This window comes from Bacillus cereus group sp. BfR-BA-01316 (assembly GCF_022664195.1).
GTDB lineage: Bacteria > Bacillota > Bacilli > Bacillales > Bacillaceae_G > Bacillus_A.
This window is the reverse complement of sequence record NZ_JAKUGX010000012.1, coordinates 51,580-77,208: the sequence shown is the minus strand read 5'-3', so window position 1 is coordinate 77,208 and position 25,629 is coordinate 51,580. Positions and strand designations below refer to the sequence as shown.

The window sequence follows — 25,629 nt, the reverse complement described above, 5'->3', positions numbered from 1 at the left end:
TAAAGATTATTTGCCTTATAATAAAATAACACGAAAAAATATAAAAACACAATGGAGAAGATGTGTCTTTTCATAATAAAAACGTGCATTCGCGAAGAGGAACGCACGCTTTTCTTATTTTATCCCAATGGAAGCGTTTGAAAACGAAACTTGCCCAATTTTCATATATTTTTCATAACGTTTTTCGATTAATTCATCTTTCGAAATTCCGCTTAATTGTTCAAAAGTTTTCTTAAGCATTAAATCTATATTTTCTGATTGTTTCAAAACATTACGATGCGCTCCGCCTTTTGCCTCTGGAATAATTTCGTCAATTACACCTAATTCTTTCAAATCTAATGCTGTAATTTTCATCGCTTCTGCAGCTTCTTTTGCTTTACCAGCATCTTTCCAAAGAATCGCCGCCGCACCTTCTGGTGTAATGACAGAATAAGTGGAATTTTCCAGCATATGAATGTAATCTCCTACTCCAAGACCTAACGCACCACCGCTACCACCTTCACCGATAACGATACAAATAACAGGTACAGTTAAACCCGCCATTTCAAATAAATTACGGGCAATTGCCTCACTTTGTCCACGTTCTTCAGCTGCTTTACCAGGATAAGCTCCCTTCGTATCGATGAAACAAATAATGGGACGATTAAACTTTTCCGCTTGTTTCATTAGACGCAGTGCTTTTCGATATCCTTCTGGATGAGGCATCCCAAAATTACGACGAATATTTTCTTTCGTATCTTTTCCGCGTTGGTGCCCAATTACAGTTACAGGCATCCCCTTATATTTCGCAATGCCACCGACAATCGCTGCATCGTCGCCAAATAGGCGATCTCCATGACATTCAAAAAAATTAGTAAATAAGTGCTCAATATAATCGAGCGTTGTCGGTCGTTCTGCATGACGAGCAATTTGAACACGGTCCCATACTTTCATATTGCCGTATATATCTTCCTCTAGTTTTTCTAGCTTGTCCTCCAAAATACGAATCTCCTCACTGAAGTCCATCTGGCTGTTTTTCGTATAGTCTTTCAGTTCACGAATCTTATTTCTTAGCTCAACAACTGGTTTCTCAAATTCTAGCTCTGCCATACAGCCATTTCCCCTCCTTGATGAACTTCTAAAATCTTACGGAGTGATTCTCTCATATCATCACGATGCACCACCGCATCTAATTGACCGTGCTCTAGTAAAAATTCTGCCGTTTGGAAATCTTCCGGCAGTTTCTCACGCACTGTTTGTTCAATTACGCGTCTACCAGCAAATCCGATAAGTGCACCTGGCTCTGCAAGATTGTAATCACCAAGTGAAGCGAAACTCGCTGAAACCCCGCCCGTCGTTGGGTGAGTCATAACAGAAATAAATAACCCTCCTGCATTACTATGCTTTTTCAAAGCTACGCTTGTTTTTGCCATTTGCATTAAACTTAATATCCCTTCTTGCATACGAGCACCACCCGACGCAGTAAAGATAATAAATGGAACTTGTAAGTCGTATGCCTTTTCAACCGCACGGGCAATTTTCTCTCCTACAACAGAGCCCATACTGCCCATTCGAAAACGAGAATCCATTACTGCAACAACAACAAGCATGTCATCAATTGTTCCTTCACCAGTTACAACCGCTTCATTCAATTCAGTCTTCTTACGATCGTTTTCTAGTTTCTCTTCATATCCCGGAAACTCAAGTGGATTTAGTGAAACCATCTCTTTGTCATACTCACGAAATGAACCTTCGTCCAATATACTATCAAGGCGTTCCCATGCATTCATCGGATGATGATATCCACAATTCACGCATACTTTTAAATTTTTAAGAAGCTCTTTCGTATACATGATTTTTTTACATTTCGGACATTTTGTCATAACGCCATCTGGTACATCTTTTCGTACTTGTTCTGAAGGTATTGCAGCGTACTTTTTCTTTTTCACGAATAAATCTCTTAGCACAATTTGACCCCCTTCGTTGAGAGCTAAGGTTAGCGTAAGAAGAAAATGGGGCTAACACCAATGTTTGATGTTAGCCTTATCTTCTCAATCTGTCTAATAACCTCTCTCTTTACGTTTAACTTTAACCGCTATGCGGTAGAATGTTTGTCATAACGTGTCATGGTCATTTCGACAAATTTTATACATTACGAGTGAAACTGTATATTCTCTACTAATTCATCGTAAATTTTTAACGCATCATTTTCTTGTTTCACTTCCAAAGTAGCATAAAGCCTTCTATACATTGTGATAGAATCTCCTGAAGCTTCACAAGAAAGAGTTGCAACGTAATCATTTACGATCATCCAAATGCGATATAGTAAATAATTATCGAATTGTTCAATAAGTGTTTTAAAGAACGTTTGATGAAGCATTGGAATTGAACTTTCATTTTCTTCAAGCACTTGGTGTAATTTACTTAGTACTTTAGAAAACGTTTCTTTCGGTAAATTACATACAATTCGAATCATATCTTTCTCAAGCAATCGTTTTGTTTGTAATAAATCACGAATTGTTTTCTCATCTTGCAGTAGAAACGGAGCAATTAATTGTACAAGACCGTTATCGTAAAAGTTTCGAATAAACGTCCCCTCACCACGTCTCGTTTCAATTAATCCTACCAGTTCTAACGCACGTAATGCTTCTCTTACAGAGGAACGTCCAGCATTTAAGCGTGAACTTAACTCACGCTCAGATGGCAAACGATCCCCTGCTACTAAACAATCCTCTTCCATAATGGAACGGATTTTTTTTACAATTTCGAGATATACTTTTGTATTTGATGATGTCAATGGAAATTCCTCGCTTATTCTTTACCAATCAGCGCTAATTGTTTTGTTTTCTCAGCGACTTCATTTGGATCTACTTGACGGCGAGCTACTCCTGTCTCCATTGCTGCTTTCGCAACGTAAGCCGCTACTTGAGGCGCTACACGCGCGTCAAATGGTGCTGGAATGATATGATCTGCATTCAACTCATCCTCTGATACAAGCTCTGCAATGGCTTGTACAGCTGCCATCTTCATTTCTTCATTAATTTGTGTCGCATGTACATCAAGTGCACCGCGGAAAATACCTGGGAAAGCTAGTACATTATTTACTTGGTTCGGGAAGTCAGAACGACCTGTTCCAACAACAGCTGCGCCCGCTGCTTTTGCCAATTCTGGCATAATTTCTGGAACCGGATTCGCCATTGCAAAAATAATTGCATCGTCATTCATTGTACGAACCATCTCTTCAGTTAATGCACCTGCTGCAGATACACCAATGAATACGTCCGCACCTTGTAAAACGTCAGCTAAAGAACCTTCTATACGATTCTTATTTGTATATTTTGCAACTTCATCTTTCACCGGATTCATACCGACAGGACGACCTTCATAGATTGCACCTTTACGGTCACACATAATAACGTCACGTACACCATAGCGATATAAAAGTTTAATGATTGCAATACCTGCTGCACCTGCACCATTTGCGACAACTTTAATGTCAGACATTTTCTTTCCAACTAACTTCAGCGCGTTCACAAGGCCTGCTACTGTTACGATAGCTGTTCCGTGTTGATCATCATGGAATATTGGAATGTTTGTCTCTTTTTTCAAACGTTCTTCAATAACGAAGCAGTTTGGTGCTGCGATGTCTTCTAAGTTTACACCGCCAAAAGTTGGCTCCATTAATTTTACAGTTTCAACAATTTTATCTACATCGTTTGTATTTAAGGCAATCGGGAATGCATCTACACCAGCAAAGCTCTTGAATAATACAGCTTTACCTTCCATTACTGGAAGAGATGCTTCAGGTCCAATGTTACCAAGACCAAGTACAGCCGTTCCATCTGTCACAACTGCTACCATATTTCCCTTCATTGTATATTCATATACCTTACTTTTATCGTCATAAATTTCTTTACAAGGCTCTGCAACCCCTGGAGAATATGCAAGACTTAAATCTTTTGCATTTTCTACTTTTACTTTTGATACAGTTTCTAATTTTCCTTGATGCACTTTATGCATGTGAAGTGCTTCTTCACGAAGTGTTGACAAACTATCCACTCTCCTCAAATTATGCTTGCTGATATCAATTTCTCCAAGTGGTCTGACCACGAACACTACTACTATAATAATCGAAGTGTAGGGAAATTGTCCATTATATTTTCACAACGACATTTTCGTCACCGACAATTTCACGAAGTGCTCCTAGACATTCTTCACTTGGATGAATCGATAAACTTCGAGATAATTGTACCATTTTATGTTCCTTTTCATAATAAATTAGTACTTTCGTAAAACCTGAATAATCAAACAATATTTTCGTAACTTGATTTACAAACTTTTTTTCATATTGAGACGGCAATTTCACGTAAACAGATGCTTCTTTCATTTCTTCATAAACATCCATTTCTTCTAGCGGATATAGTCCATTCACGATCCATTGCAACTTATGATTTCTTTGCTCGATCGTACCATCAACTAAAACAATTGCACCTTCTTGTAACCTGTCCGAAAAATGTATATACGTTTCTGGAAAAATAACGGCTTCCATTTCATCATTTTGATCACAGAATGTAATAAACGCCATCTTTTGCAACTTTTTCGTACGAATAACTTTCACACTTGTTATATATACGATCGCTCTTTGTACTTTTTTCTTATGTCGCATCGCCTGAGCAAGAGATGGAATTTCTAATTCTTTTCCTAACTCCGCATACTGCGCTGTCGGATAGCTAGATAAATAAAAACCGAGTGCTTCCTTCTCTTTATTTAACTGTTCAATAAAGGATAGCTCTTCTCCTTGTACGTATTTTGATTTCGGAACAGCATCCCCTAAATCAAAATCACGTGCAAGATTTGCATACTCCAACGCTCCTTTAAGACTTTTCCATAACGTCGTCCTCGAAACACAAAAATCGTCAAAACACCCAGACCAGACAAACGCTTCTAAATTTCGCTCTGTTACAAATTTTGATGGCATACGAAGACAAAACTCAAATAAATCTTCGAACATTTTTTTCTCTCGTTCTTCCAATAATGCCGTCACGGTAGCCATTCCGATATTCCGAATCGAAAGTAAACTATATCGAATCGCATTCCCTTCTATTTTGAAGTTGTAACCACTTCTCTGAAGAGACGGCGGTAAAACGTGAAAACCTTTCCGCTTCGTTTCTCGTACATACTGCACAATCTTATCTTCATTTCCAATTGCACTTGATAATAACGCCGTCATAAATTCCAGCGTATAATTTGCTTTTAAATATGCAAGCTGATATCCGATCATACTGTAAGCTACAGCGTGACTTCGGTTAAAACCGTAATTCGCAAATCTTACAATTAAATCGTAAATTTGTTCTGAAGATGTCTCGTCGTATCCGTTTTCCAAACAACCTTGAACAAAATGCTTACGTTCTTGATCTAAAATATCACGATTTTTTTTACTCACTGCACGGCGCAGCAAATCCGCTTCTCCAAGCGAAAATCCAGCTAACTTCGATGCGATTTGCATAATTTGTTCTTGGTATACAATTACGCCGTATGTTCTTTCTAAAATCGGCTTTAAATCCGGATGTAAATATTCAATGCGTCTTTTCCCATGCTTCGATTCAATAAAGGTTGGAATTTGTTCCATCGGTCCTGGTCTGTATAACGAGTTAACAGCGACTATGTCTTCAAATTCATTCGGTTTTAACCCACGAAGTACATTTCGCATACCACCTGATTCAAGCTGGAATACACCTGTTGTATCCCCTCTTCCTAACAATTGAAACGTCTTTTCATCTTGCAGAGGTAAATTTCTTATATCAATTTGTTTCCCAGTTTTTTCAACAATAAACTTTATAATATTTTCAAGTAACGTTAAATTACGTAAGCCTAAAAAGTCCATCTTGAGCAACCCAAGTTCTTCTAATGCATCAGCTGGATATTGCGTAACATAAACATCGTTATGCCCTTCTTGAATCGCTACACTTCCCGTTAACGGTTCTTGGCTCATAATAACGCCAGCTGCATGAATAGACGTATGACGCGGTAATCCCTCTACACGTTTTGCAATTTCAAACACACGCTCATGCAAAAGATTCCCTTGTATAAACTCACGAAGCGATTGCGATTCCTCATATGCATCTTTTAACGTTATACCAAGCTTTGATGGGATAAGTTTTGAAAATATGTCAATATCTCTTGGCAGGAGCCCCATTACACGAGCAATGTCTCTAATTGCGGCTTTCGCTGCAAGAGTTCCGAACGTTACAATTTGAGCAACACGAAGCTGACCATATTTATCTTTCACATATCGAATCATCTCATCACGTCTTATATCTGGAAAATCAATATCAATATCTGGAAGTGTCACACGTTCAGGGTTTAAAAACCTTTCAAATAATAATTCATATTCAATCGGATCAATATCTGTAATTTCCAATACGTAAGAAACGAGTGAACCAGCTGCCGATCCACGGCCTGGCCCAGTTAAAATATGATTTTCATGTGCATATTTCATAAAGTCCCATACGATGAGGAAATAATCGCTAAATCCCATACGAGAAATAACATTTAATTCATGATCCAAACGTCTTATATGCGCTTCTTTCGGCGTACCATAACGTTTCTGCAAGCCTTCTTCACAAACACGGCGCAAATACGTATCATTCGTCTCGTTAGATGGAACAGGAAATTTCGGTAATTGATTTACATGGAAAGGAATTTCTACTTGGCAACGTTCCGCGATTGTTATTGTATTTTGAACTGCTTCCTCAGCATGAGAAAATAGTGCTTCCATTTCATCCGATGACTTTAAATAATACTGATCCGTTTTCATTCTCGGTCTATCTGGATCAGTCATTTTCGTTCCGCCTTCAACAGATAATAAACATTCATGAACAAGTGCGTCACTTTGATTAATATAGCGAACATCATTTGTTGCAACGACTGGAACGTTTACCTTATTAATAAATTCAGGCAGTTTTTCTTGTAAAAGCAGTTCATCTTGAATCGCATGATGCTGCAAACTTATATAAAAATTGCTGAACATATTTTGATACGTATGAGCTACTTCTTCAGCCTGACTCTCTTTGTCTTCTAATAATAGCTGTTCAATCTCTCCATCTTTCCCTGGTGAAATTGCAATTAATCCTTTCGCATAATGAGCAAGCCACTTCTTCGGGATACCTTCTTTTGACTTCGTCATAATGCTGCTAGAAATCTTTAATAAATTTTGATAGCCTATTTCATTCTCAGCAAGTAAGACGAGTGGATAAGACCTTTCTTCTTCTTCACTAAAAATAGAAGCTGTTAAGCCGATAATAGGCTGTATACCATTTTTCTTGCATGCTTTATAAAACGGAATAACTCCATACATAACATTTTCATCTGTAATGGCCAGCGATGAAAATCCAAGCTCTTTCGCCCGAATGACAAGCTCATCGATTTTACAAGCACTTTTTAATAAACTAAAAACGGTTTGACATTGTAAATGCACAAACTTCACTGTTGTACCCTCTCTTTACCTATGTGACTACTTTTATTATAGGTGATGAGGAAAGCGGAAATCAAAACATACTTCTCATACTTTGTCCATATATATGAAGAAGAAAGGGGAATGACGATGGATGTAAGAGAACATACTTTTTTCTCTCTGCTTATTATTAGTTATTTTATTGCCTTTGGAGTTATACTTGGTGGTTCATTAATTGGCGGATTTGGTGCATTTCTCATCGGAAAACCAGCTCTAACTTATATTAATCAATTCGCCCAAAATTTAAGAATTTGGGCACTCGTTGCAGCAATTGGCGGAACGTTCGATACCTTTTATAGCTTTGAAAGAAGCTTCTTTGGCGGAGATATGAAAGATATCGTAAAACAAATTCTCCTTATTTTTTTTGCAACTGGCGGTATGCAAACTGGTCTTATTATTATTAAATGGCTTACACAGGAACATGTATGAGAGTACCCAGTGCCAATACAGCCAAAAGGTGGTATTTAGTTTTAGCTGGCGCTGCTGTTGGAGGAGTGTTGAGCTGGTTTGTTTTTTTGTACATATACGGTGTTTTTCAAGAAGAACAAGCTAGTAAAATAGCAGAACAAAAAGAAATTATCGAAAAACAAGAAGCAAAACTCCACGTCCTTCTCGAAGACCAAGAGAAATTGAACACAGAAAATAAACGGCTCTTAACAATTCAAGAAATCAAAATAAAAATTATAAATCGAAAAAAATATGATTTAGACAATCTTACACTTGAAAACATGACCACTTCTATCCATAATGATCTCCAGCATCTTTTAACGAAAAACATTCAAAGCATCGCAAAAAATAAAGACCTGCTCAAAAAAGTCATCGAAAATAAAACGTACAAACATTACGATCGTATATACCGCTTTAAAGTAGACACAGTCTCTTTTGATACCGTACTTGAAATTAATATTGATATAGAGAAAGAAAAATAAAAAAAGGAGGGCTTCAGTGCCTCTCCTTCTCTTTCATTCAACATATAACTTCTTATTTACACAGCTCACGTAAATCAGCAAACAGGCGATCCGCTTCTTCCCAAGAAGATGCTTTTGCACCAGAAGCCATCGGATGTCCTCCGCCATTATATTGCATTGCTAATTTATTAATAACTGGTCCTTTTGAACGAAGACGAACACGAATAACATCATCTTCCTCTAAAAATAGAACCCATGCCTTTAATCCATCAATATTACCAAGCGCTCCGACAACACCAGATGCTTCGGTAGAAAGTACATCAAACTCTTCTAGTACCTCTTTCGTTAATTTAATGTACGCTGCGCCTTCTTCTACCATCGTAAAGTTTTGTAAAATATAACCGTTTAAACGAGCGATCTTTTCTTTTGTCTTATACATTTCATTGTATAAATCCGTAAATTTAACATCCATTTCAACAAGCTCACTTACGTAACGAAGTGTTTTCGCTGTTGTATTTGGGAATAAGAAACGACCTGTATCTCCAACAATACCCGCTAAAATAAGGCGAGCTGCTTCCTTTGAAATCGTTAATCCTTTATCTTTTCCATAACTGTAAAATTCATAAATCATTTCACTTGTAGAACTAGCTGTCGTATCCACCCACGTAATATCTCCGTACGGGTCTTCATTCGGATGATGATCAATTTTAATTAACATCTTTCCTTTTGCATAACGCTGATCACAAACACGCTCTTGATTTGCTGTATCACAAACGATAACAAGTGCATCTTCATATACACTATCTTCAATATCATCCATTACTCGTAAAAATGATAAAGAAGGCTCGTTGTACCCAACCATATAAATATTTTTCTCTGGAAACGATTCTTGCAGAATTGTACCAAGTCCGCACTGAGAACCTAATGCATCTGGATCCGGACGTACATGACGATGAATAATAATTGTATCAAACTCTTTAATTGCTCCTAAAATTTGCTCATGCATATGTATAATCTCCTTTTTATTCAACTTCTTCACTTTATCCCGCATTAACGTGTAGTAAGACTCCCACCTCAAAAGTATTAAAAACAATGGTGCAAAATTAATTGGGAGCCCGGATGCACGTAAAAGCCCGATTGGTGAGGGCTAATAATTAGTGCGTGGGATCTCCCCACACTAATTAAAGTTTCACTTTATCCCCCATTATAACGGAAAACATTTCATACATGCGAACAATTGCTTTATAATAAAAATTAGAAAGTTTAGATTTTTCTTTTTTCTAAATTGTTATTTTTATACCAATCGATGGGAGCGTGTATTATGCCAGTATTCGTCTTTTGTATTATCATCTCATTTGTGTTGTACCTCTTCTACAAAACAAAATTCTTTCGTACAAACCGTCCAATGGAGAAGGGTTGGCTCTCTGGAAAATCTGCTATGGCACTCGGCTTATTCGTCCTATTCTTTGGGATAAACCAATTCTTTTTAGAACTTTCAACTGCCCGCATTATCGTTGGTGTTTTGTTTGTTTTATTTGGCAGCGCGAGCACCTTTAATGGATTCCGCCAATATAAACATTTTCTACCATTAGCAGTCAAAGAAGCCGAATCTTATAAAACAACGTAAAAAAGCATCAACATTGTGATGCTTTTTTACGTCCCTTAATCTTCAAAATCATACTTGCAACAAACGCAGACGGTATATTAAATAGATTGCCTTGCACGTGAAAATGTAATTGCTCTTCTTCAAAAGACATCTGTTTGTATAGTTCTTGTTGAGATAATCCTGTTCGTTTCTTTTTTTCATTTAATCCTTGTAAGTATAAGTATTGAATTGGTATCATCACAAGGAAATAAAAGAGTGCGATACCACCAAAAAAGAGTAATTCTGATGACATATTACATCCCCCTTCCGACATCCATTATCTTACAATCTAATTATATCATAGTATACAATCTAAATGAATTAATATTCTGTCTTTTCCGATTATACAATTATCTCTCCTTATATATATATCCTGCTACTCCTTTGCTTTCCCGCTAAAACTCTTCCACATCTTTAGCAACAGCTTCCAAACCCAATAAAACAAAAAAGATGGAACAAATCAAAGCGATTTGTTCCATCTTTTTATTTATCGATCAATTGCACCATAAGCAATGCTTTCCCGACAACATTACCTTCATGATGCACTTCTACATCAACCTTACCAAATTTACGCCCAATTTCTAATACTTTCGGATGAACTGATACAACATTATCAATTTGAACTGGCTTTACGAAATAAATTGTTAAGTTCTCAACAATTGAATCGCTCTTCTTCTGCGCACGAATGACGCGGTTTGTTGCTTCTGTCACAATTGTTGTGAATACACCGTAAGATAACGTCCCGATTGAATTGGTCATTTGTGGTGTCACTGAAAATTGATACAAATGCTCATTTTTCGCTTCTTTCGGCGTCATAAATTGATTCGTTACAATGTCATCAATTGTTTCACCAACTTGTGGTTGACGTTGAATCATTTGCAGCGCCTGAAGTACATCTTGACGACTAATGATACCTTGCAATTTATTTCCATCCTCCACAACAGGAAGTAATTCAATACCTTCCCACACCATCATACGCGCTGCAGCTGCGACAGACATTTTTCCATTTACTGTAATCGGATGCTTCGTCATCACTTTATCAATCGGTGTATCTTTCGCAACACCAATCATATCTTTCGAAGTTACAATACCTAACACCTTTTTATTTTCATCCACAATTGGATAACGTCCATGCATCGTTTCTTCATTGTACTCATGCCATTTCTGCACTGTATCACTTGGCTTTAAATATAACGTTTCTTCAATCGGTGTTAAAATATCTTCAACGAGTACAATTTCTTTCTTAATAAGTTGATCATAAATTGCACGGTTAATTAACGTTGCGACCGTAAATGTATCATAACTACTCGAAATAATTGGAAGCTTTAATTCGTCTGCTAACTTTTTCACATGCTCTTCTGTATCAAATCCACCTGTTATTAGTACGGCAGCCCCTGTTTCTAATGCTAATTGATGTGCATTCGTACGGTTCCCGATGATAAGCAAGTTCCCCGCTTCTGTATAGCGCATCATTGCTTCTAATTTCATAGCCCCAATAACGAATTTATTTAACGTTTTATGTAGTCCTTCTCTGCCCCCAAGTACTTGGCCATCGACAATGTTAACGACTTCTGCATATGTCAGTTTTTCGATATTCTCTTTCTTCTTTTGCTCAATTCGAATTGTTCCGACACGTTCAATTGTACTAACATATCCTTTATTTTCTGCATCTTTAATTGCACGGTAAGCTGTCCCTTCACTTACACTTAAATCTTTCGCAATTTGCCTTACAGAAATTTTATGCCCTACCGGTAGGCTATTAATATGTTCTAAAATTTGATTATGTTTGGTAGCCAAATGGTTTCACCATACTTTCTTTTCCCTAAATTCTTCATGTGTTGTATTTTCAGTATACTATATTTTCAAAACTGTTACACTCTCTCTTTATATATCTGTACTATTTTTTTTATAACAAAATGACCCTTACATTCCACCAGTCACTCTATTACAACAATGTAATGCTGTTGTCATCTCGTTCGATAGTTTGTCCACTCGATTCCATATACAATTAAGACAAGAAATGAAACAAAGGAGCGAATACATGATGAAAAAAATTTTAGAGGTTGTAGGTGCTGTATTTGTAGCTTTCGTAGATGGAAAAAAAGTTGCAATGGAGTTGAATGAAACACCCGAACAGCCACTTCCAAAAAGAAAAGAATCACCAAAACAAGCGCAAACTTTAAAAGCTGTACTACACACGTAAAAAACCCTTCACTTGTCATTTCAAATGAAGGGTTTCTTTTTTATAGTGTAATACTTTCTCCAGCTTCTAATACTTTCCCTGTACAATTTTGTAGCTTTTCTACAAATTGATATGGATCTTGTTCAATAACTGGGAACGTATTGTAATGCATCGGTACAACTGTTTTCGCACCTATCCATTTTGCTGCTAACACAGCATCTTCTGGCCCCATTGTGAAATTATCACCAATTGGTAAAAATGCTACATCAATGTTATTAAGTTCTCCAATTAACTTCATATCAGAGAATAAAGCAGTATCTCCTGCATGATATACCGTTTTCTCTTCTGCTGTAAACAAAATACCAGCTGGCATACCTGTATATGTAATCGTCTTATTTTCTTCATCAATATAACTGGAGCCGTGGAATGCTTGGGTAAATTTCACTTTTCCGAAGTCAAATTCATGCGAACCTCCAATATGCATCGGATGTGTATTTACACCTTGCCAGCCTAAAAATGTAGCTAATTCAAACGGTGCCACAACGACCGCATTATTTTTCTTTGCTAACGCTACTGTATCCCCGACATGATCACCGTGTCCGTGCGATAAAATAATCGCATCAACTTTTACATCTTCAGCCTTTAAATCTGTTTTCGGATTTCCCGTTAAAAATGGGTCAATTAAAATAACTTTTCCATTCGTTTCAATCTTTACAACTGAATGCCCGTGATAAGATACTTTCATCATTACATTCCTCCCCTATTCACATTCTCACTTTTTATTCTACATGATTTCTCAATTACCTGTCTTTTCTAACATCTATTTACTTGTCATAACGCTTTCATCCGATGTAAAGTTATATTTGTAATTAAATATCTCGGGGGTGCCAATCGATGAATGCTAGATTAGAAAATTTAATGCAATGGCTAAAAGAAAAAAACGTAGAAGCTGCGTTCTTAACTTCTACACCAAACGTTTTCTACATGACGAACTTCCATTGTGAACCACATGAAAGACTACTTGGTATGTTTGTATTCCAAGAAAAAGAACCTATTTTAATTTGTCCTAAAATGGAAGAAGGCCAAGCACGTAACGCTGGCTGGGCACATGAAATTATCGGATTTACTGATACTGACAAACCATGGGATATGATTGCAAAAGCAATTAAAGATCGTGGTATTGATGCAAATGCAGTTGCAATTGAAAAAGAGCATTTAAACGTAGAGCGTTACGAAGAATTAACAAAATTATTCCCAAATGCAGCCTTCAAATCAGCTGAAGAGAAAGTTCGCGAGCTTCGCTTAATTAAAGATGAAAAAGAACTTTCTATTTTACGTGAAGCAGCTAAAATGGCAGATTATGCTGTTGAAGTTGGTGTAAATGCAATTAAAGAAAATCGTAGTGAGCTAGAAGTATTAGCAATTATTGAGCATGAATTAAAAACAAAAGGCATCCATAAAATGTCATTCGATACGATGGTATTAGCAGGTGCAAACTCTGCTCTTCCACACGGCATTCCAGGTGCAAACAAAATGAAACGCGGCGATTTCGTACTATTTGATTTAGGTGTAATCATTGAAGGTTATTGCTCTGACATTACACGTACAGTAGCATTTGGTGATATTTCTGAAGAGCAAACTCGCATTTACAACACTGTACTAGCTGGACAACTACAAGCAGTCGAAGCATGTAAACCAGGCGTTACATTTGGTGCAATCGACAACGCTGCCCGTTCTGTTATCGCAGATGCAGGTTACGGAGACCTCTTCCCACACCGACTTGGTCACGGACTTGGAATTAGCGTACACGAATATCCAGATGTAAAAGAAGGCAACGAGTCTCTATTAAGAGAAGGTATGGTCTTCACAATCGAACCAGGCATTTACGTACCAAACGTAGGTGGCGTTCGTATTGAAGATGATATTTACATCACAAAAGATGGATCAGAGATCTTAACGAAGTTCCCGAAAGAATTACAATTTGTGAAATAAGAAAAAAGGTAGCGTGATCGCTACCTTTTTATTAAAGAAGGCTCCTTAAAAAGTGCCTTCTTCTATTTCACTAATATTTATTTGAAATTTCACGATCCAAACTGAGAAAAGGTGGACAAGAAGTGCAAACGCCATACATGCTCCGCTTAAAAAAGTTAGTATAGGATGCGAATACACGTGCCCTAAACCATAGGATATCGCCACGAAAAACATTGTTATGTAAATATAAATTGCTCCATGTATTTGCCTCATATAAACCTCCTTTTCCCATATTATAACATAGATTTTCAGATTATTCACATTAATGAATTGTGATCAATATTTCTCAACTGTTACGCCTCTTACAGCCGCCTTAATATACGGTGCTCCTTGTAAACTTTGTAAATCCGCTGTTTTCCCTGTTACGACTACTCCGTATATTGGTAAGTCTTTTGGTTTTGTGTTTTTTATTTCTTTATAATATTGTTCAAAATAATCACTTGGTATACCTTCACTATTTTTTGCTAAATACTTCATTTGGTATAGAAACTCTTTTGAGTTTATTGTTACATCGTTTTTCACATCTTCTTTCACTTTTGAATAACTTCCTTCAAATCCAAAAACATTATTTGCCATTTCTGCATTTAATATCGTACCATTTTTAGGATCTTTTAACCCTACATAAAAATCACTTTTCTTTTCATTATATGTATCTACCCAAAACCAAACTGGCTGTACACTTTTGGGAAGCATCTCAGTAATTTGTTCAGCTGTATACGATTTATCAAAAGATAAGGCTACTTCTGCAACTTTATTTTGCGAATCTCCAATATTTTCCAGATCATCCACATAATTTTTATAAGTAACGAAAGGTAAATAAAACCTCATTTCTCTTTGCATTGTTTGTACATTATAATCTGGTATCGCAACAGCCTCTTTCCCCCTTTTCTCTTCATCTAAACTAACAAGTTCACCATTATAGTGCTTCATACTATAATTCCATATACCTGATTCGTATATATCATTTATCCATTTTACTGGTTGACCAGCTATATTTTTATACGAGTTATATATTACCGTACTCCCTGTAACACCGAGACTTAAATACATACTTCCACTGAAACGAATATTAGGGCCTTGAACCCTATGTAGTGCATTCAATTCTCTTTCCATTTTTCTAAACGTTTGCTGAGAAAAATACGCTGCCCCCAAAAACAAACTTACTATAACAATAATGGACGCACAAATAGAAATAAGCCAATTTCTCCAAAACTGCTTCCTCTTCGCCCTCTTCATCAAAGTCTTCATCTGCTTATCATCCATATTCAAATCAAAGTCCTTCCGACTCATCATTTCTCCTCCTATACAATTTTTTAAATTGATTTCTTGCTCTGTACAAACTTGTTTTCACTGTTTCTTCTTTCATACTTAATAAAATGGCAATTTCTTTATAAGATAGTTCATAATCGTATTTCAATAGTAAAATATGACGATAATCTTCTGTCATCGTCTCCAATATTTCCTGCACTTCTCCTTGCAGTTCACTTGTTAAAAGCACTTCATCTAATGACTTTTGTCCAATAAGAACGACCGATTCAATCGCAATTGGATTTAACCTTTTTTCTTTTCGGTATAAATCTCGGTGCTGATTGATCGCAACTCTAAATAACCACGGCGTTAAATGCTCTAACGGTATTTCCTCCATAAGCAATAAAGCTTTGTATAGCGTATCTTGCACAATATCTTCCGCTTCTTTTCTATCTGCTCCAATCTTAATTAAGTATCCAAACACAGCTTTTGACTTCTCTATTAATAATGATTCAAACGTATCATGGCTCATTCTGCTCTCCTTTCTATATACTCAACGTTTGAGAGCATAAAATGTATACAGCTTTTCTAAAAAACTTTTCATAATAAAAAGCACATCTGTTTTGATGTGCTTCTCTCAAAAATACTATTCTATTATTTCATCGCTTCTTTCACAACATCTTGAATCATAACAACTTCTGTTTTCATATCAACAGACGGTGCTTCTTCATCAATACACTCATACCAAAACGCTAAATGCTTTTTATCAATTTCATGATGAGAATTTTCGACAAGAGCCCCGCCTTCTCCTTGCACAGAATACCAATATAGATACTCTTCTCCATCTCTTATTTCCCGGAAAATTGTCTCTACATACATTTTCTCGTCGTTTAATGTCAAAAGTACTTCTTTCATATAGTCATTAAGAAGCTTCATCCATTCATCTACGCGATGACTTTTACCTGGCCTGACTTTGAATCTTGTTAATTCTACATTCATTTTTATTCCCCCATTTTCTTGCGGACAAATAAATCATATTCTACTGGATTATGAAAACTTAATTTACTAGCTAACTTTTTCGAAGGTATATTATCTGCATTACAATCCCAGCACGGTGTAATATCATTTTGTATACAATGTTCAATGAAACTTGTTGCAACAGCTTGAGCTAATCCTTTTCCTTGATGTGCTTCATGTGTTGCAATATCAATTTCAGCAAATCTATTCCCGTTAAATATTGAGACGCATTCAGCTACAATCATCCCATCTTGTTCTATACAAAAACCAAAGCCATTATTCAAAAATGCTTCGTTTGCCCCCCAATATTCTTTGTAATAATCCACCGTAAATTCATTACTTCTTTCTATATCACTTTTATCAATACGTTTAATTTCATATGTATTTTTGTTTAATTCTATTTTTCTATCTTCAAAAACTTCTCTTTGAAATTGAAATGTCATTCTTGGGATTTTCCGAAATGCATTACTAAAGCACTCTTCAATCATCATTTCCCACTCTTCACTCGAAGTGAACAGTGTAAATCGTTTCTCTGTTTTTTCAATGGCTGTTTTTATATACGAAAATAAATCTTCGTTATAACTTTGGTCTCGAGTGTCACCAAACAAATAATAAATACCATTAGTGGTGACGATTAGTCCTGCTGTTAATTGCTCGTTTACACAAACCTCACCATCTATCATTTGATCACATACCGCATAAGCAAAAGTCGTCGTTCTTGTATTACCTTCTAAAACCGAAATAACTTTTCTATACTCGGCTAAAGATAATTCTTTCATAATTGCTCCACTACAATCGTATCAGCTTCTATATTTTCAAAACAAAGATTTACCGTTCTCTTTAATGCTCTCGTTCTATGAATAGTACATGCTGGAATTAAAATTGAATCATTCGGCTTTAAAATTGCTGTCTCTCCATCTTGAAAATCAATAAGTAATTCTCCCTCCAACACAATGAATAATTCATCCGAATTAGAATGATAGTGCCAATCATATTCACCAGTAAATACAGCAATTCGTAAACAATGACTATTCACATTTGAAACGACGAAGTTCTTATGTTGATCTTTTATATCTTTTGTTAATTCTAATAGATTCACTGTTTCCATATTTCTTCCCATCCTCTATTCAGTCGTTATTCTCCAAAAACTAATAGCGCGATATTCATCCACTTTTAGTCTCCACCACCTCCACAATCGCCTCCTCCATCACTTGAACTGCTACAATCATTGCTACTATAGTCACCAAATCCACTTGATGAGCTCGAAGCGTATGAAGGTTTTTTGCACCTTTTTCTTTTTCTATCTTTATTGCTTTCATGACTAGGCCACACTTTATCAAATAATATAAAGAATAAGACTCCTTCTATTGTGACAAGTATAAAGCCTAAAATACCCTCAATAATATTGGGTGTTATCCCAAAATTTTTAAACACCCCACATGAATACACACAAAAAATCACATACAGGAACATACAAATATACCTAAATATTCTCCCTATAATCAAGACTACTTTTTTTGAAATTGGTATATTCTGTTCCTGTTTTTTCTTTATATATTTTTGTTTTCTAGCTTGCTTTTTCTTCCTACTTTTGCTCCCCATCGAATTCCCTCTTCCGGCTTTTATTTTCCGTTTAATTCCAAATTATCACAAAAAAACACATCATAACAAGCTATATTTCTCGTAAATTTTTGTTTACTTTTTGTAAAGTTTTATTTACCTTTTACCTAAAAATGGATATAATAAATGTAACAAATTTACAAAAAGGAGACTTTGTATATTTGATTAAAAATAAGGTGAAACAATTCCGCGTTGTTAGAGACATCACCCAAGAGCAATTAGCTTCCTCTGTTCAAATCACTAGACAATCCCTCATCGCTATCGAGAAGAATAAATACAACCCAAGTTTAGAATTAGCATTGAAATTATGTGAGTTTTTCGGCTGTAAAGTGGAGGATTTATTTCAATTAGATAAAACTGGGGAGGAAAAAGAATGAAAAATACTTTTAATCAAGAATTCATTTCTCATCTTACCATTTTAGTGTTAGGATCGACTTTTCTTTATTTCAATAGTAGTGATGAAGAAAAGATTCGTTCTGTCCTTCTATTCGCTAGCGTATACATACTCTTAGCCTTGGTACTATTAGTAGTGAAACGAATATTCTTTAAGAAAAAAAAGAAAGAATCCGAGCAATACCCATTACCTGAGATAGATGAAAGAATTGAGAAAATGAGTTTAAAGCTTATGGCACAAATTTTCGGTCTCTCTCATTTAATTGGCTCTGCGATACTATTTGTTTTATATATCACTAATGAAAATTCGACGATACGAGTTGAGTATGCCCTTTATTACTTGTTCGGCATTCTTTTCTTTACAATGATGTTCGGTTTGAAAATTGTAAAGAAACTAGACAATTAATCAAAATAAAAAGACCCTCCTTACAAAAGGAGGGTCTTACATATATCTTTATTATGATAAAGCAGGAGCTTTTTCAAGAAGCTCTTTTGCATCAGCGTATTGTAAGCCGTGAGCTTCTGCAACTGCTTCGAATGTTACATAGCCATCTAATGTGTTAATACCTTTTAATAATGCAGTGTTGCCTAGGCAAGCTTCTTTGTAGCCTTTGTTAGCAATTTGTACTGCATATGGTACTGTTACGTTTGTTAATGCAAGAGTTGATGTACGTGGAACCGCACCTGGCATATTTGCAACTGCATAATGTACAACGCCGTGCTTTTCATAAGTTGGGGTGTCATGAGTTGTAATACGGTCAGTTGTTTCGAAAATACCACCTTGATCAATCGCGATATCTACAACGACAGAACCTTGTTCCATTGATTGAATCATTTCTTCTGTTACAAGTTTTGGCGCTTTTGCACCTGGGATTAATACTGCACCGATTACAAGATCAGATTCTCTTACAGCTTCTGCAATGTTGTATGGATTAGACATTAATGTTTTTACTTGGTTACCAAAAATGTCATCTAATTGACGAAGACGTTCTGCACTTAAGTCGATGATTGTTACATCTGCACCTAAACCTACTGCAATTTTCGCTGCGTTTGTACCAGCTTGACCACCGCCGATAATTGTTACTTTGCCGCGTTTAACCCCTGGAACACCTGCAAGTAAAATACCTTTTCCACCTTTGTTTTTCTCAAGGAATTGTGCACCGATTTGTGCAGCCATACGACCTGCAACTTCACTCATTGGTGCAAGTAATGGTAAAGAACGATTTTCTAACTGTACTGTTTCGTATGCAATTGATACCACTTTGTTATCAATTAATGCTTTTGTTAATTCTGGCTCTGGAGCTAAGTGTAAATATGTGAATAAAATTAAACCTTCGCGGAAATAACCGTATTCACTTTCAACTGGCTCTTTTACCTTCATAACCATATCCTGATTCCATGCTTCTTCAGCAGTTTCAACAAGTTTCGCACCAGCTTGTACGTATTCTTCATCTGTAAAGCCTGATCCTACACCCGATCCTTTTTGAACAAAAACTTCATGACCATTGTGTACTAAATGTACAGCTCCCGCTGGCGTCATTGCCACACGGTTTTCATTGTTTTTAATTTCTGTTGGAATACCGATACGCATTATTAGTTCCCCCTTGAGTTATGAAATGACCCCTGAATCATTTTTTAAAGCGCTTTCTACACTCTTATATTCTAACATAATATCTCAATATTTGACAAAAAATAATACAAGTTTTCCGATAGATTTAACCTTACATTAAAGGACAGTATTATCCGTACCTCTCAGTATAAAGGATAAACTGTCCAATTATTCGAAACTTCACTTTATTTAATTCTATCGATGTCTATGAATAACATCAACAGCGCCTGTTACTTCAATAATCGTACCAGTAATCATATCAGAATCGTCCTCACATAAAAACGAAATGGTTCTTGCGATATCTTCGCCTGTTCCAGATCTACCAATTGGTGTGTTACTACCTTTCAAATTTCGCGCTTCTTCAATCGTCGCTTCTTTCATTTCACCAATTATATCACCAGGGCAAACCATATTCGCAGTAATACCATATTCCGCCTCTTCGTAAGCTACTGTTTTCGTTAATGAAACAAGCCCTACTTTCGCAGCTGCAAAGGCTGAACGATAAATCCATCCAGGTGCGCTATCTGCCCCTTGAAATCCATAGTTAATAATACGGCCAAATTGCTGGTTTCTCATAATCGGTACGACAAGTTTTAATAAATGAAACACCGCTGTTAAATTACCCTGGATCATTTCATTCCATTCGTCTTCTTCGTAATCGACTAATTTTTTCCTTTCAAATACGTAAGGACCAGCATTATTAATTAAAAAGTCAATTTTGCCAAAACGACTCATCGCTTCTTCTACTATTTTATGTAAATCTTCCTTTTTCGTGACATCAGCTTGCACGAACTGTAGACGTTCTTCCATATTTTTATATGTTTCTTTCATTGTTTCCATAGCATATATATCGCTATGATACGTTACTGTTACTGAATATCCTTTAGCCAATAACTTTTCTGTTACTTTCTTTCCTAAACCTTTCGTACCGGCTGTAATGAGCGCATGTCTCACAAAACTGCCTCCTTTTAAATTGCTATACTTCATATGTAACAAGTTCTCGCTCCAATTACAACTAAAATGAATTGAAACAAAGTTTTCAAAATTCTGTAACGTTTTAGCAGGCACATTACCATAATTTGTTTTATAATTAAGTTGTAAACGGTTATAAAAATGAATTGGGAGGAATCTACTATGAATAATACATATACAAATATTTTAATTGCAGTGGACGGTTCCAAAGAAGCAGAAAAAGCCTTTAGAAAAGCAATTCAAGTCGCAAAACGAAACAATGCAACATTAACAATTGCTCATATCGTTGATGTGAAAGCATATTCCGCAGTAGAGGCTTATAGCCGCGCAATTGCTGAACGTGCAAATTTATTTGCAGAAGACTTATTAGAAGACTACAAAAAGACTGCGATTGAAGCTGGTCTTGAGAAAGTAGAAACTGTATTAGAATTTGGTAATCCAAAATCTAAAATCTCAAAAGAAATTGCCCCAACACATAAAGTGGATTTAATTATGTGCGGTGCGACTGGTTTAAATGCTGTAGAACGTTTCCTAATTGGTAGCGTCTCTGAACATATTATTCGCTATGCGAAATGCGATGTCCTTGTTGTTCGTGGTGATGAGGAGCAAGGTGATCTTTAATTTATAAATCAAACACCAAGTCCACATGGGCTTGGTGTTTTTCATTTCACAAACTTCACTATAAATACAAGACAAGCCACAACAACAACAACAACAACAACAACGGTAATTGCCAACACATAGGGCGGAAGGAATTTCAAGGGCCATAGCGCCATCATTATCGTCGCAACAGTTAAGTATGTTTGCTTTGCATCTTCTGTCATTTTTTTACAAAGTAAGAAAACATACAAATAACCGATTGGCGGCGTAATCTTCCATTCCTTTCTCATTTCCTAACATTACATTAACATACATTTTTTAGAAATAGACGGACAAAATATATGTGTTTAGAAAAGGAGGATGCTACATGGATGATTATGAACGTATTATTTTAGATGTGAACGGTACAGAAATCGAAATGTTAGATACGATTCGCACACATTTTAAAGAGAAACATGGTGTGGAACTAAGTAATGGTGCATTGCTTCGAGATTTAATGGATATTGAATACATTCGAATTACGGAAGATCGACACAAGTATGATTAATCGATGAAACTTTAAGCCTAGACCATATTGTTCTAGGCTTAACTAAATCCATACGAAAAATGTTATAATTAGGAAAAAAGTATAGGGATACCAAAATATGTAATCTGAAAATATCTCAAAACATTTTCACACATTACATGTACAACGAAACCAGTTCCTCCCTAAGCTTCATTCACTTTCACAAGAACAACTATGGTATAGGAAAGAGGACGGAAAATGGTCTATTGGTGAACACTTTTATCACTTATATTTAATTGCAAGGATGCTAAAAGTAGCGATTAAATTCTCTTTCACTCTTATCCCTTATGCCAAGCTAAGAAAAAACACCCCATTTGCAACTGAAATACATGACATTTATGCTGAATATAAAGAAAAACACGGCAGAGGCATGAAAGCCCCTTGGATTTTAATCCCTTCAAAAAAAATCTATTATTCTATGAGTGCAAAAGAATTAGAAGAATTACTTTCACGTGAAACAGATGAAATAAAAAAACTAGTTCAAAATATAGAAGAAAATATCGCAGGACATATCGTATTTTTAGATCCAATTGCTCACTACCCTAACCTTATTCAATCTATCCAACTATTAGCGATTCATGAGAAACATCATTTTATGATTATGAAAAATAATTATGAAATGCTAGATACATACCTAAAAATCTAAATACAAAAAGGTAAGGTACTTTCTAAAAAAAGCACCTTACCTTCTATATCATACATCATTTAACTTCCAACAAACTCTCCAGCTAACCCCTTCGCCTTCTCCAAAGCTTTTCGGATTTGTTCAAACCCTGTTCCACCAGCACTGTTACGACGCTTTACAGCTGCATATGGCGAAAGAACTTCATATAAATCTTCTTCAAATAACGGACTCATTTCTTTATACGTTTCAAGTGGTACATCTAATAAATAGATTCCTTTTTGCGTACAATGAAGAACTAGTTTCCCGACAATTTCATGAGCTTGACGGAACGGCAGTCCCTTGATTGCTAAATAGTCGGCAATTTCTGTTGCGTTAGAGAAGTCTTGCGTCACAGCTTGCCCCATTTTTTCTTTGTTTACGGACATCGTTTCAATCATGCCTGCCATAATATGAAGGCATCCTTCTACTGTTTTCACTGTATCAAACATGCCTTCTTTATCTTCTTGTAAGTCTTTATTGTAAGCAAGCGGCAATCCTTTCATTACTGTAAGTAAGCTAAATAAATTGCCATATACTCTGCCTGTTTTTCCGCGAATGAGCTCAGCCATATCTGGATTTTTCTTTTGCGGCATAATGCTGCTACCTGTCGCGTATTGGTCGCTCATTTCAATAAATTGAAACTCTTGACTACTCCATAAAATAAGTTCTTCACAAAAGCGTGATAGGTGCATCATGAGCATAGATGAGTTACTTAAAAACTCTAATATGAAATCACGATCGCTTACCGCATCTAAACTATTTTCATAGATTCCATTAAATCCGAGAAGCTCCGCACTATATTCTCGGTCAATCGGGAATGTTGTACCAGCTAGTGCTCCTGCTCCTAATGGGGAGATGTTAATACGCTTTAACGAATCTTCATAACGATTCACATCGCGCTCTAACATCCAAAAGTAAGCAAGAATATGATGTGCAAATGATATAGGCTGTGCACGTTGCAAGTGCGTATAGCCGGGCATAATTGTTTCAATGTTATTTTCCGCTTGATGAACAAGAACAGTTTGCAATTGTTTTGTAGCTTTTATAATATCTTCTACTTTTTCTTTTAAATACAAGTGCATATCTGTCGCTACTTGATCGTTACGGCTTCGGCCTGTATGAAGTTTCCCTCCTACTTCACCGATTCTTTCAATTAACATCTTTTCAATATTTAAATGAATATCCTCAGCTTCTACCGAGAAATTCAATTTATTTTCTTTCGCTTCCTCTAATAAATATTGAAGCCCTATCTTTATTTTCTCTGCTTCTTCTTTCGTAACGATGCCTTGCTTTGCTAACATCGTAACGTGTGCAATACTCCCTTTTATATCTTGGCTAACCAATTGCTTATCAAAGGAAATAGAAGCACCGAATTCTTCTACCCATGCTTCCGCTTCTTCTGTAAAACGTCCGCCCCAAAGTTTGCTCACGCTTCCACCTTCTTTTGATTCACTTGGCTGTATACTTTTGTAGGTAAACCGAATAATGAAATGAAACCAACTGCTGCATCATGATTAAATTCATCCTGGGCAGTATACGTTGCAAGTTTTTCATCGTATAAAGAGTACTCAGATTTACGTCCTTCTACAATCGCATGACCTTTAAATAATTTCACACGCACTGTACCTGTTACATTTTTTTGCGTTTCTTGTAAGAAAGCATTGAGTGCTTGTTTTAAAGGTGAGAACCATAAACCGTTATAAATTAATTCTGTTAGTTTTTGCTCAATCATCGGTTTGAAATGAGCGACCTCTTTCACAAGTGTTAAATCTTCAAGTTCTTTATGCGCTGTTATTAATGTCATTGCCGCTGGGCATTCGTACACTTCACGAGATTTAATACCGACAAGGCGATTTTCTACATGATCGATACGTCCAACGCCATGTTTTCCAGCAAGTGCATTTAACGTTTTAATTAATTCTGAAAGTGAATATGCAGTGCCGTTTAAAGTTGTCGGTACTCCTGCTTCAAATCCGATCTCTACAAACTCTGGTTTATTCGGTGTATCTTCTAATGCCAATGTCATCTCGTATGCATCTTCTGGCGGCGCTGCCCATGGATCTTCTAAAATTCCACATTCGTTGCTGCGTCCCCATAAGTTTTGATCGATTGAAAATGGGCTATCTAAATTAATTGGAATCGGTATATCATTTTCTTTTGCATATGCGATTTCTTCTTCACGTGACCATTTCCATTCACGTACAGGCGCAATAACTTCTAAATATGGATTCAACGCTTGAATAGAAACTTCAAAACGAACTTGGTCATTCCCTTTCCCTGTACATCCATGTGCAACTGCACTTGCACCTTCCTGCTCTGCAATTTCTACTAATTTTTTCGCAATAAGCGGACGAGATAATGCAGAGACAAGAGGATATTTCCCTTCGTATAACGTGTGAGCTTGCATCGCTATCAATGCATATTCATTCGCAAATTCTTCTTGAACATCAATCATATATGATTTAATTGCTCCTACTGAAAGTGCTTTTTCTTTTACAAACGCTAAGTCTTTACCTTCCCCTAGATCTAAGCAAAGCGCGATAATATCATAATTTTTCTCTTGTAACCATTTAATTGCAACGGAAGTATCAAGACCTCCGGAATATGCTAATACAACTTTTTTCTTCTCCATTTTGCATCCCCCTAAAGAATAAATATTCATTTTTTCTTATAATAATCCAAA

30 protein-coding genes and 1 pseudogene are annotated in these 25,629 nt (G+C 36.2%); 10 read left to right on the top strand and 21 right to left on the bottom strand.

The features are described 5' to 3' along the window. Nucleotides 1-114: 114 nt before the first annotated feature. The 5 genes from accA to dnaE all read right to left on the bottom strand — a co-directional run bounded on the left by accA (nucleotide 115) and on the right by dnaE (nucleotide 7,465). A complete protein-coding gene (gene accA, locus MR071_RS12040; protein ID WP_000818787.1) occupies nucleotides 115-1,089 on the bottom strand; it encodes an acetyl-CoA carboxylase carboxyl transferase subunit alpha in 975 nt (324 codons plus the stop codon). Next, a complete protein-coding gene (gene accD, locus MR071_RS12035) occupies nucleotides 1,077-1,946 on the bottom strand; it encodes an acetyl-CoA carboxylase, carboxyltransferase subunit beta (RefSeq protein ID WP_002173724.1) in 870 nt (289 codons plus the stop codon). Before accD ends, accA begins: the two co-directional genes overlap by 13 nt. Nucleotides 1,947-2,131: 185 nt before the next feature. Beyond that, nucleotides 2,132-2,776 (bottom strand): FadR/GntR family transcriptional regulator, encoded by a 645-nt coding sequence (locus MR071_RS12030; RefSeq protein WP_105586807.1) that lies wholly within the window; start codon nucleotides 2,774-2,776, stop codon nucleotides 2,132-2,134. 14 nt (nucleotides 2,777-2,790) lie between these two features. Further along, nucleotides 2,791-3,999: an NADP-dependent malic enzyme gene (gene ystJ, locus MR071_RS12025; RefSeq protein WP_165763976.1), complete on the bottom strand. Its 1,209-nt coding sequence runs from the start codon at nucleotides 3,997-3,999 to the stop codon at nucleotides 2,791-2,793. Between the two features lie 133 nt (nucleotides 4,000-4,132). Next, complete coding sequence (gene dnaE / locus MR071_RS12020; RefSeq protein WP_242236186.1) at nucleotides 4,133-7,465, bottom strand: DNA polymerase III subunit alpha; 3,333 nt, start codon at nucleotides 7,463-7,465, stop codon at nucleotides 4,133-4,135. Nucleotides 7,466-7,507: 42 nt separating this feature from the next. On the opposite strand from dnaE, the gene MR071_RS12015 reads away from it, so the two are divergent. Continuing rightward, nucleotides 7,508-7,921, top strand: a complete 414-nt coding sequence (locus MR071_RS12015; protein ID WP_002034291.1) for a YtrH family sporulation protein — start codon at nucleotides 7,508-7,510, stop codon at nucleotides 7,919-7,921. Then, entirely contained in the window at nucleotides 7,918-8,421 is a 504-nt protein-coding gene (ytrI, locus tag MR071_RS12010; protein WP_105586809.1) for a sporulation membrane protein YtrI, read from the top strand. The genes MR071_RS12015 and ytrI overlap by 4 nt, the downstream gene beginning before the upstream one ends. Nucleotides 8,422-8,473: 52 nt before the next feature. On the opposite strand, the gene MR071_RS12005 is transcribed toward ytrI, so the two are convergent. Then, the gene (locus MR071_RS12005) at nucleotides 8,474-9,406 is read right to left on the bottom strand and encodes a DHH family phosphoesterase (RefSeq protein ID WP_060752089.1); all 933 of its coding nucleotides are present in this window, start codon (nucleotides 9,404-9,406) and stop codon (nucleotides 8,474-8,476) included. Nucleotides 9,407-9,721: 315 nt separating this feature from the next. Between MR071_RS12005 and MR071_RS12000 the strand changes: the two genes are divergently transcribed. Further along, nucleotides 9,722-10,027 (top strand): YtpI family protein, encoded by a 306-nt coding sequence (locus MR071_RS12000; RefSeq protein ID WP_105586811.1) that lies wholly within the window; start codon nucleotides 9,722-9,724, stop codon nucleotides 10,025-10,027. 7 nt (nucleotides 10,028-10,034) lie between these two features. Here the strand turns inward: MR071_RS12000 and MR071_RS11995 are convergent, their stop codons facing one another. Both MR071_RS11995 and MR071_RS11990 read right to left on the bottom strand, forming a co-directional pair. Continuing rightward, nucleotides 10,035-10,298: a DUF3949 domain-containing protein gene (locus MR071_RS11995; protein WP_105586812.1), complete on the bottom strand. Its 264-nt coding sequence runs from the start codon at nucleotides 10,296-10,298 to the stop codon at nucleotides 10,035-10,037. A gap of 230 nt (nucleotides 10,299-10,528) precedes the next feature. Next, the gene (locus MR071_RS11990; RefSeq protein WP_105586813.1) at nucleotides 10,529-11,842 is read right to left on the bottom strand and encodes a CBS domain-containing protein; all 1,314 of its coding nucleotides are present in this window, start codon (nucleotides 11,840-11,842) and stop codon (nucleotides 10,529-10,531) included. Nucleotides 11,843-12,086: 244 nt separating this feature from the next. Here MR071_RS11990 and MR071_RS11985 point away from each other — a divergent pair, with 244 nt between their 5' ends. Next, nucleotides 12,087-12,248, top strand: a complete 162-nt coding sequence (locus tag MR071_RS11985) for a hypothetical protein (RefSeq protein WP_242236184.1) — start codon at nucleotides 12,087-12,089, stop codon at nucleotides 12,246-12,248. A 40-nt stretch (nucleotides 12,249-12,288) separates the two neighbouring features. On the opposite strand, the gene MR071_RS11980 is transcribed toward MR071_RS11985, so the two are convergent. Then, entirely contained in the window at nucleotides 12,289-12,972 is a 684-nt protein-coding gene (locus MR071_RS11980) for a metal-dependent hydrolase (RefSeq protein WP_105586879.1), read from the bottom strand. A gap of 149 nt (nucleotides 12,973-13,121) precedes the next feature. Between MR071_RS11980 and pepQ the strand changes: the two genes are divergently transcribed. Continuing rightward, a complete protein-coding gene (gene pepQ, locus MR071_RS11975; RefSeq protein ID WP_105586815.1) occupies nucleotides 13,122-14,219 on the top strand; it encodes a Xaa-Pro dipeptidase in 1,098 nt (365 codons plus the stop codon). Between the two features lie 45 nt (nucleotides 14,220-14,264). On the opposite strand, the gene MR071_RS11970 is transcribed toward pepQ, so the two are convergent. The 7 genes from MR071_RS11970 to MR071_RS11940 form a co-directional block, all read right to left on the bottom strand. Beyond that, entirely contained in the window at nucleotides 14,265-14,471 is a 207-nt protein-coding gene (locus MR071_RS11970) for a hypothetical protein (protein ID WP_002088956.1), read from the bottom strand. Between the two features lie 63 nt (nucleotides 14,472-14,534). Beyond that, nucleotides 14,535-15,548, bottom strand: a complete 1,014-nt coding sequence (locus MR071_RS11965; protein ID WP_242236181.1) for an anti sigma factor C-terminal domain-containing protein — start codon at nucleotides 15,546-15,548, stop codon at nucleotides 14,535-14,537. Continuing rightward, on the bottom strand, nucleotides 15,529-16,038 hold the full coding sequence (locus MR071_RS11960) for an RNA polymerase sigma factor (protein ID WP_242236179.1): 510 nt from the start codon (nucleotides 16,036-16,038) through the stop codon (nucleotides 15,529-15,531). Before MR071_RS11960 ends, MR071_RS11965 begins: the two co-directional genes overlap by 20 nt. A gap of 122 nt (nucleotides 16,039-16,160) precedes the next feature. Further along, nucleotides 16,161-16,505 (bottom strand): DUF6176 family protein, encoded by a 345-nt coding sequence (locus MR071_RS11955; RefSeq protein WP_105586818.1) that lies wholly within the window; start codon nucleotides 16,503-16,505, stop codon nucleotides 16,161-16,163. Nucleotides 16,506-16,507: 2 nt separating this feature from the next. Beyond that, on the bottom strand, nucleotides 16,508-17,302 hold the full coding sequence (locus tag MR071_RS11950; protein ID WP_105586819.1) for a GNAT family N-acetyltransferase: 795 nt from the start codon (nucleotides 17,300-17,302) through the stop codon (nucleotides 16,508-16,510). Then, the gene (locus MR071_RS11945) at nucleotides 17,299-17,631 is read right to left on the bottom strand and encodes a cupin domain-containing protein (protein WP_105586820.1); all 333 of its coding nucleotides are present in this window, start codon (nucleotides 17,629-17,631) and stop codon (nucleotides 17,299-17,301) included. Before MR071_RS11945 ends, MR071_RS11950 begins: the two co-directional genes overlap by 4 nt. Nucleotides 17,632-17,696: 65 nt before the next feature. Then, on the bottom strand, nucleotides 17,697-18,125 hold the full coding sequence (locus tag MR071_RS11940; protein WP_242236176.1) for a hypothetical protein: 429 nt from the start codon (nucleotides 18,123-18,125) through the stop codon (nucleotides 17,697-17,699). Nucleotides 18,126-18,256: 131 nt separating this feature from the next. Here MR071_RS11940 and MR071_RS11935 point away from each other — a divergent pair, with 131 nt between their 5' ends. After that, a complete protein-coding gene (locus MR071_RS11935) occupies nucleotides 18,257-18,520 on the top strand; it encodes a helix-turn-helix transcriptional regulator (protein ID WP_033713772.1) in 264 nt (87 codons plus the stop codon). Beyond that, nucleotides 18,517-18,942: a hypothetical protein gene (locus tag MR071_RS11930; RefSeq protein ID WP_105586823.1), complete on the top strand. Its 426-nt coding sequence runs from the start codon at nucleotides 18,517-18,519 to the stop codon at nucleotides 18,940-18,942. The genes MR071_RS11935 and MR071_RS11930 overlap by 4 nt, the downstream gene beginning before the upstream one ends. 51 nt (nucleotides 18,943-18,993) lie before the next feature. On the opposite strand, the gene ald is transcribed toward MR071_RS11930, so the two are convergent. Together ald and MR071_RS11920 are read right to left on the bottom strand one after the other, a co-directional pair. Then, nucleotides 18,994-20,127: an alanine dehydrogenase gene (gene ald, locus MR071_RS11925; RefSeq protein ID WP_242236174.1), complete on the bottom strand. Its 1,134-nt coding sequence runs from the start codon at nucleotides 20,125-20,127 to the stop codon at nucleotides 18,994-18,996. Between the two features lie 213 nt (nucleotides 20,128-20,340). Beyond that, nucleotides 20,341-21,132, bottom strand: coding sequence for an SDR family oxidoreductase (locus MR071_RS11920; RefSeq protein WP_105586880.1), 792 nt, complete (start codon nucleotides 21,130-21,132; stop codon nucleotides 20,341-20,343). A gap of 147 nt (nucleotides 21,133-21,279) precedes the next feature. Between MR071_RS11920 and MR071_RS11915 the strand changes: the two genes are divergently transcribed. After that, complete coding sequence (locus MR071_RS11915; protein ID WP_105586825.1) at nucleotides 21,280-21,738, top strand: universal stress protein; 459 nt, start codon at nucleotides 21,280-21,282, stop codon at nucleotides 21,736-21,738. Nucleotides 21,739-21,779: 41 nt separating this feature from the next. Here MR071_RS11915 and MR071_RS11910 read toward each other — a convergent pair. Beyond that, nucleotides 21,780-21,989, bottom strand: a pseudogene (locus MR071_RS11910) (hypothetical protein); the annotation flags it as partial. A gap of 95 nt (nucleotides 21,990-22,084) precedes the next feature. Here MR071_RS11910 and MR071_RS11905 point away from each other — a divergent pair. Further along, nucleotides 22,085-22,264 carry a ProA domain protein gene (locus tag MR071_RS11905; protein ID WP_142395882.1) on the top strand — a complete coding sequence of 60 codons (180 nt, stop codon included), beginning with the start codon at nucleotides 22,085-22,087 and terminating at the stop codon, nucleotides 22,262-22,264. Between the two features lie 112 nt (nucleotides 22,265-22,376). Continuing rightward, nucleotides 22,377-22,928: a DinB family protein gene (locus MR071_RS11900; RefSeq protein ID WP_242236197.1), complete on the top strand. Its 552-nt coding sequence runs from the start codon at nucleotides 22,377-22,379 to the stop codon at nucleotides 22,926-22,928. A 59-nt stretch (nucleotides 22,929-22,987) separates the two neighbouring features. Here MR071_RS11900 and argH read toward each other — a convergent pair whose 3' ends face one another. Together argH and MR071_RS11890 are read right to left on the bottom strand one after the other, a co-directional pair. Next, nucleotides 22,988-24,376 carry an argininosuccinate lyase gene (gene argH, locus MR071_RS11895; RefSeq protein WP_105586827.1) on the bottom strand — a complete coding sequence of 463 codons (1,389 nt, stop codon included), beginning with the start codon at nucleotides 24,374-24,376 and terminating at the stop codon, nucleotides 22,988-22,990. Beyond that, entirely contained in the window at nucleotides 24,373-25,578 is a 1,206-nt protein-coding gene (locus tag MR071_RS11890) for an argininosuccinate synthase (RefSeq protein WP_105586828.1), read from the bottom strand. The genes argH and MR071_RS11890 overlap by 4 nt, the downstream gene beginning before the upstream one ends. Nucleotides 25,579-25,629: the final 51 nt, after the last annotated feature.

Bases quoted from the DNA above. Each gene is read 5' to 3' on its own strand.
- MR071_RS11960 (WP_242236179.1), bottom strand. From the start codon at position 16,038: ATGAGCCATGATACGTTTGAATCATTATTAATAGAGAAGTCAAAAGCT.
- MR071_RS11955 (WP_105586818.1), bottom strand. From the start codon at position 16,505: ATGAATGTAGAATTAACAAGATTCAAAGTCAGGCCAGGTAAAAGTCAT.
- MR071_RS12005 (WP_060752089.1), bottom strand. From the start codon at position 9,406: ATGCATGAGCAAATTTTAGGAGCAATTAAAGAGTTTGATACAATTATT.
- MR071_RS11945 (WP_105586820.1), bottom strand. From the start codon at position 17,631: ATGGAAACAGTGAATCTATTAGAATTAACAAAAGATATAAAAGATCAA.
- MR071_RS11970 (WP_002088956.1), bottom strand. From the start codon at position 14,471: ATGAGGCAAATACATGGAGCAATTTATATTTACATAACAATGTTTTTC.
- MR071_RS11920 (WP_105586880.1), bottom strand. From the start codon at position 21,132: ATGAAGTATAGCAATTTAAAAGGAGGCAGTTTTGTGAGACATGCGCTC.
- ytrI (WP_105586809.1), top strand. From the start codon at position 7,918: ATGAGAGTACCCAGTGCCAATACAGCCAAAAGGTGGTATTTAGTTTTA.
- MR071_RS11950 (WP_105586819.1), bottom strand. From the start codon at position 17,302: ATGAAAGAATTATCTTTAGCCGAGTATAGAAAAGTTATTTCGGTTTTA.
- ystJ (WP_165763976.1), bottom strand. From the start codon at position 3,999: ATGCATAAAGTGCATCAAGGAAAATTAGAAACTGTATCAAAAGTAAAA.
- MR071_RS11890 (WP_105586828.1), bottom strand. From the start codon at position 25,578: ATGGAGAAGAAAAAAGTTGTATTAGCATATTCCGGAGGTCTTGATACT.
- MR071_RS11985 (WP_242236184.1), top strand. From the start codon at position 12,087: ATGATGAAAAAAATTTTAGAGGTTGTAGGTGCTGTATTTGTAGCTTTC.
- ald (WP_242236174.1), bottom strand. From the start codon at position 20,127: ATGCGTATCGGTATTCCAACAGAAATTAAAAACAATGAAAACCGTGTG.
- MR071_RS11980 (WP_105586879.1), bottom strand. From the start codon at position 12,972: ATGAAAGTATCTTATCACGGGCATTCAGTTGTAAAGATTGAAACGAAT.
- MR071_RS12000 (WP_105586811.1), top strand. From the start codon at position 9,722: ATGCCAGTATTCGTCTTTTGTATTATCATCTCATTTGTGTTGTACCTC.
- MR071_RS11995 (WP_105586812.1), bottom strand. From the start codon at position 10,298: ATGTCATCAGAATTACTCTTTTTTGGTGGTATCGCACTCTTTTATTTC.
- MR071_RS11930 (WP_105586823.1), top strand. From the start codon at position 18,517: ATGAAAAATACTTTTAATCAAGAATTCATTTCTCATCTTACCATTTTA.
- MR071_RS11915 (WP_105586825.1), top strand. From the start codon at position 21,280: ATGAATAATACATATACAAATATTTTAATTGCAGTGGACGGTTCCAAA.
- pepQ (WP_105586815.1), top strand. From the start codon at position 13,122: ATGAATGCTAGATTAGAAAATTTAATGCAATGGCTAAAAGAAAAAAAC.
- MR071_RS11965 (WP_242236181.1), bottom strand. From the start codon at position 15,548: ATGAGTCGGAAGGACTTTGATTTGAATATGGATGATAAGCAGATGAAG.
- accA (WP_000818787.1), bottom strand. From the start codon at position 1,089: ATGGCAGAGCTAGAATTTGAGAAACCAGTTGTTGAGCTAAGAAATAAG.
- MR071_RS11935 (WP_033713772.1), top strand. From the start codon at position 18,257: ATGGATATAATAAATGTAACAAATTTACAAAAAGGAGACTTTGTATAT.
- MR071_RS11905 (WP_142395882.1), top strand. From the start codon at position 22,085: ATGGATGATTATGAACGTATTATTTTAGATGTGAACGGTACAGAAATC.
- MR071_RS11940 (WP_242236176.1), bottom strand. From the start codon at position 18,125: ATGGGGAGCAAAAGTAGGAAGAAAAAGCAAGCTAGAAAACAAAAATAT.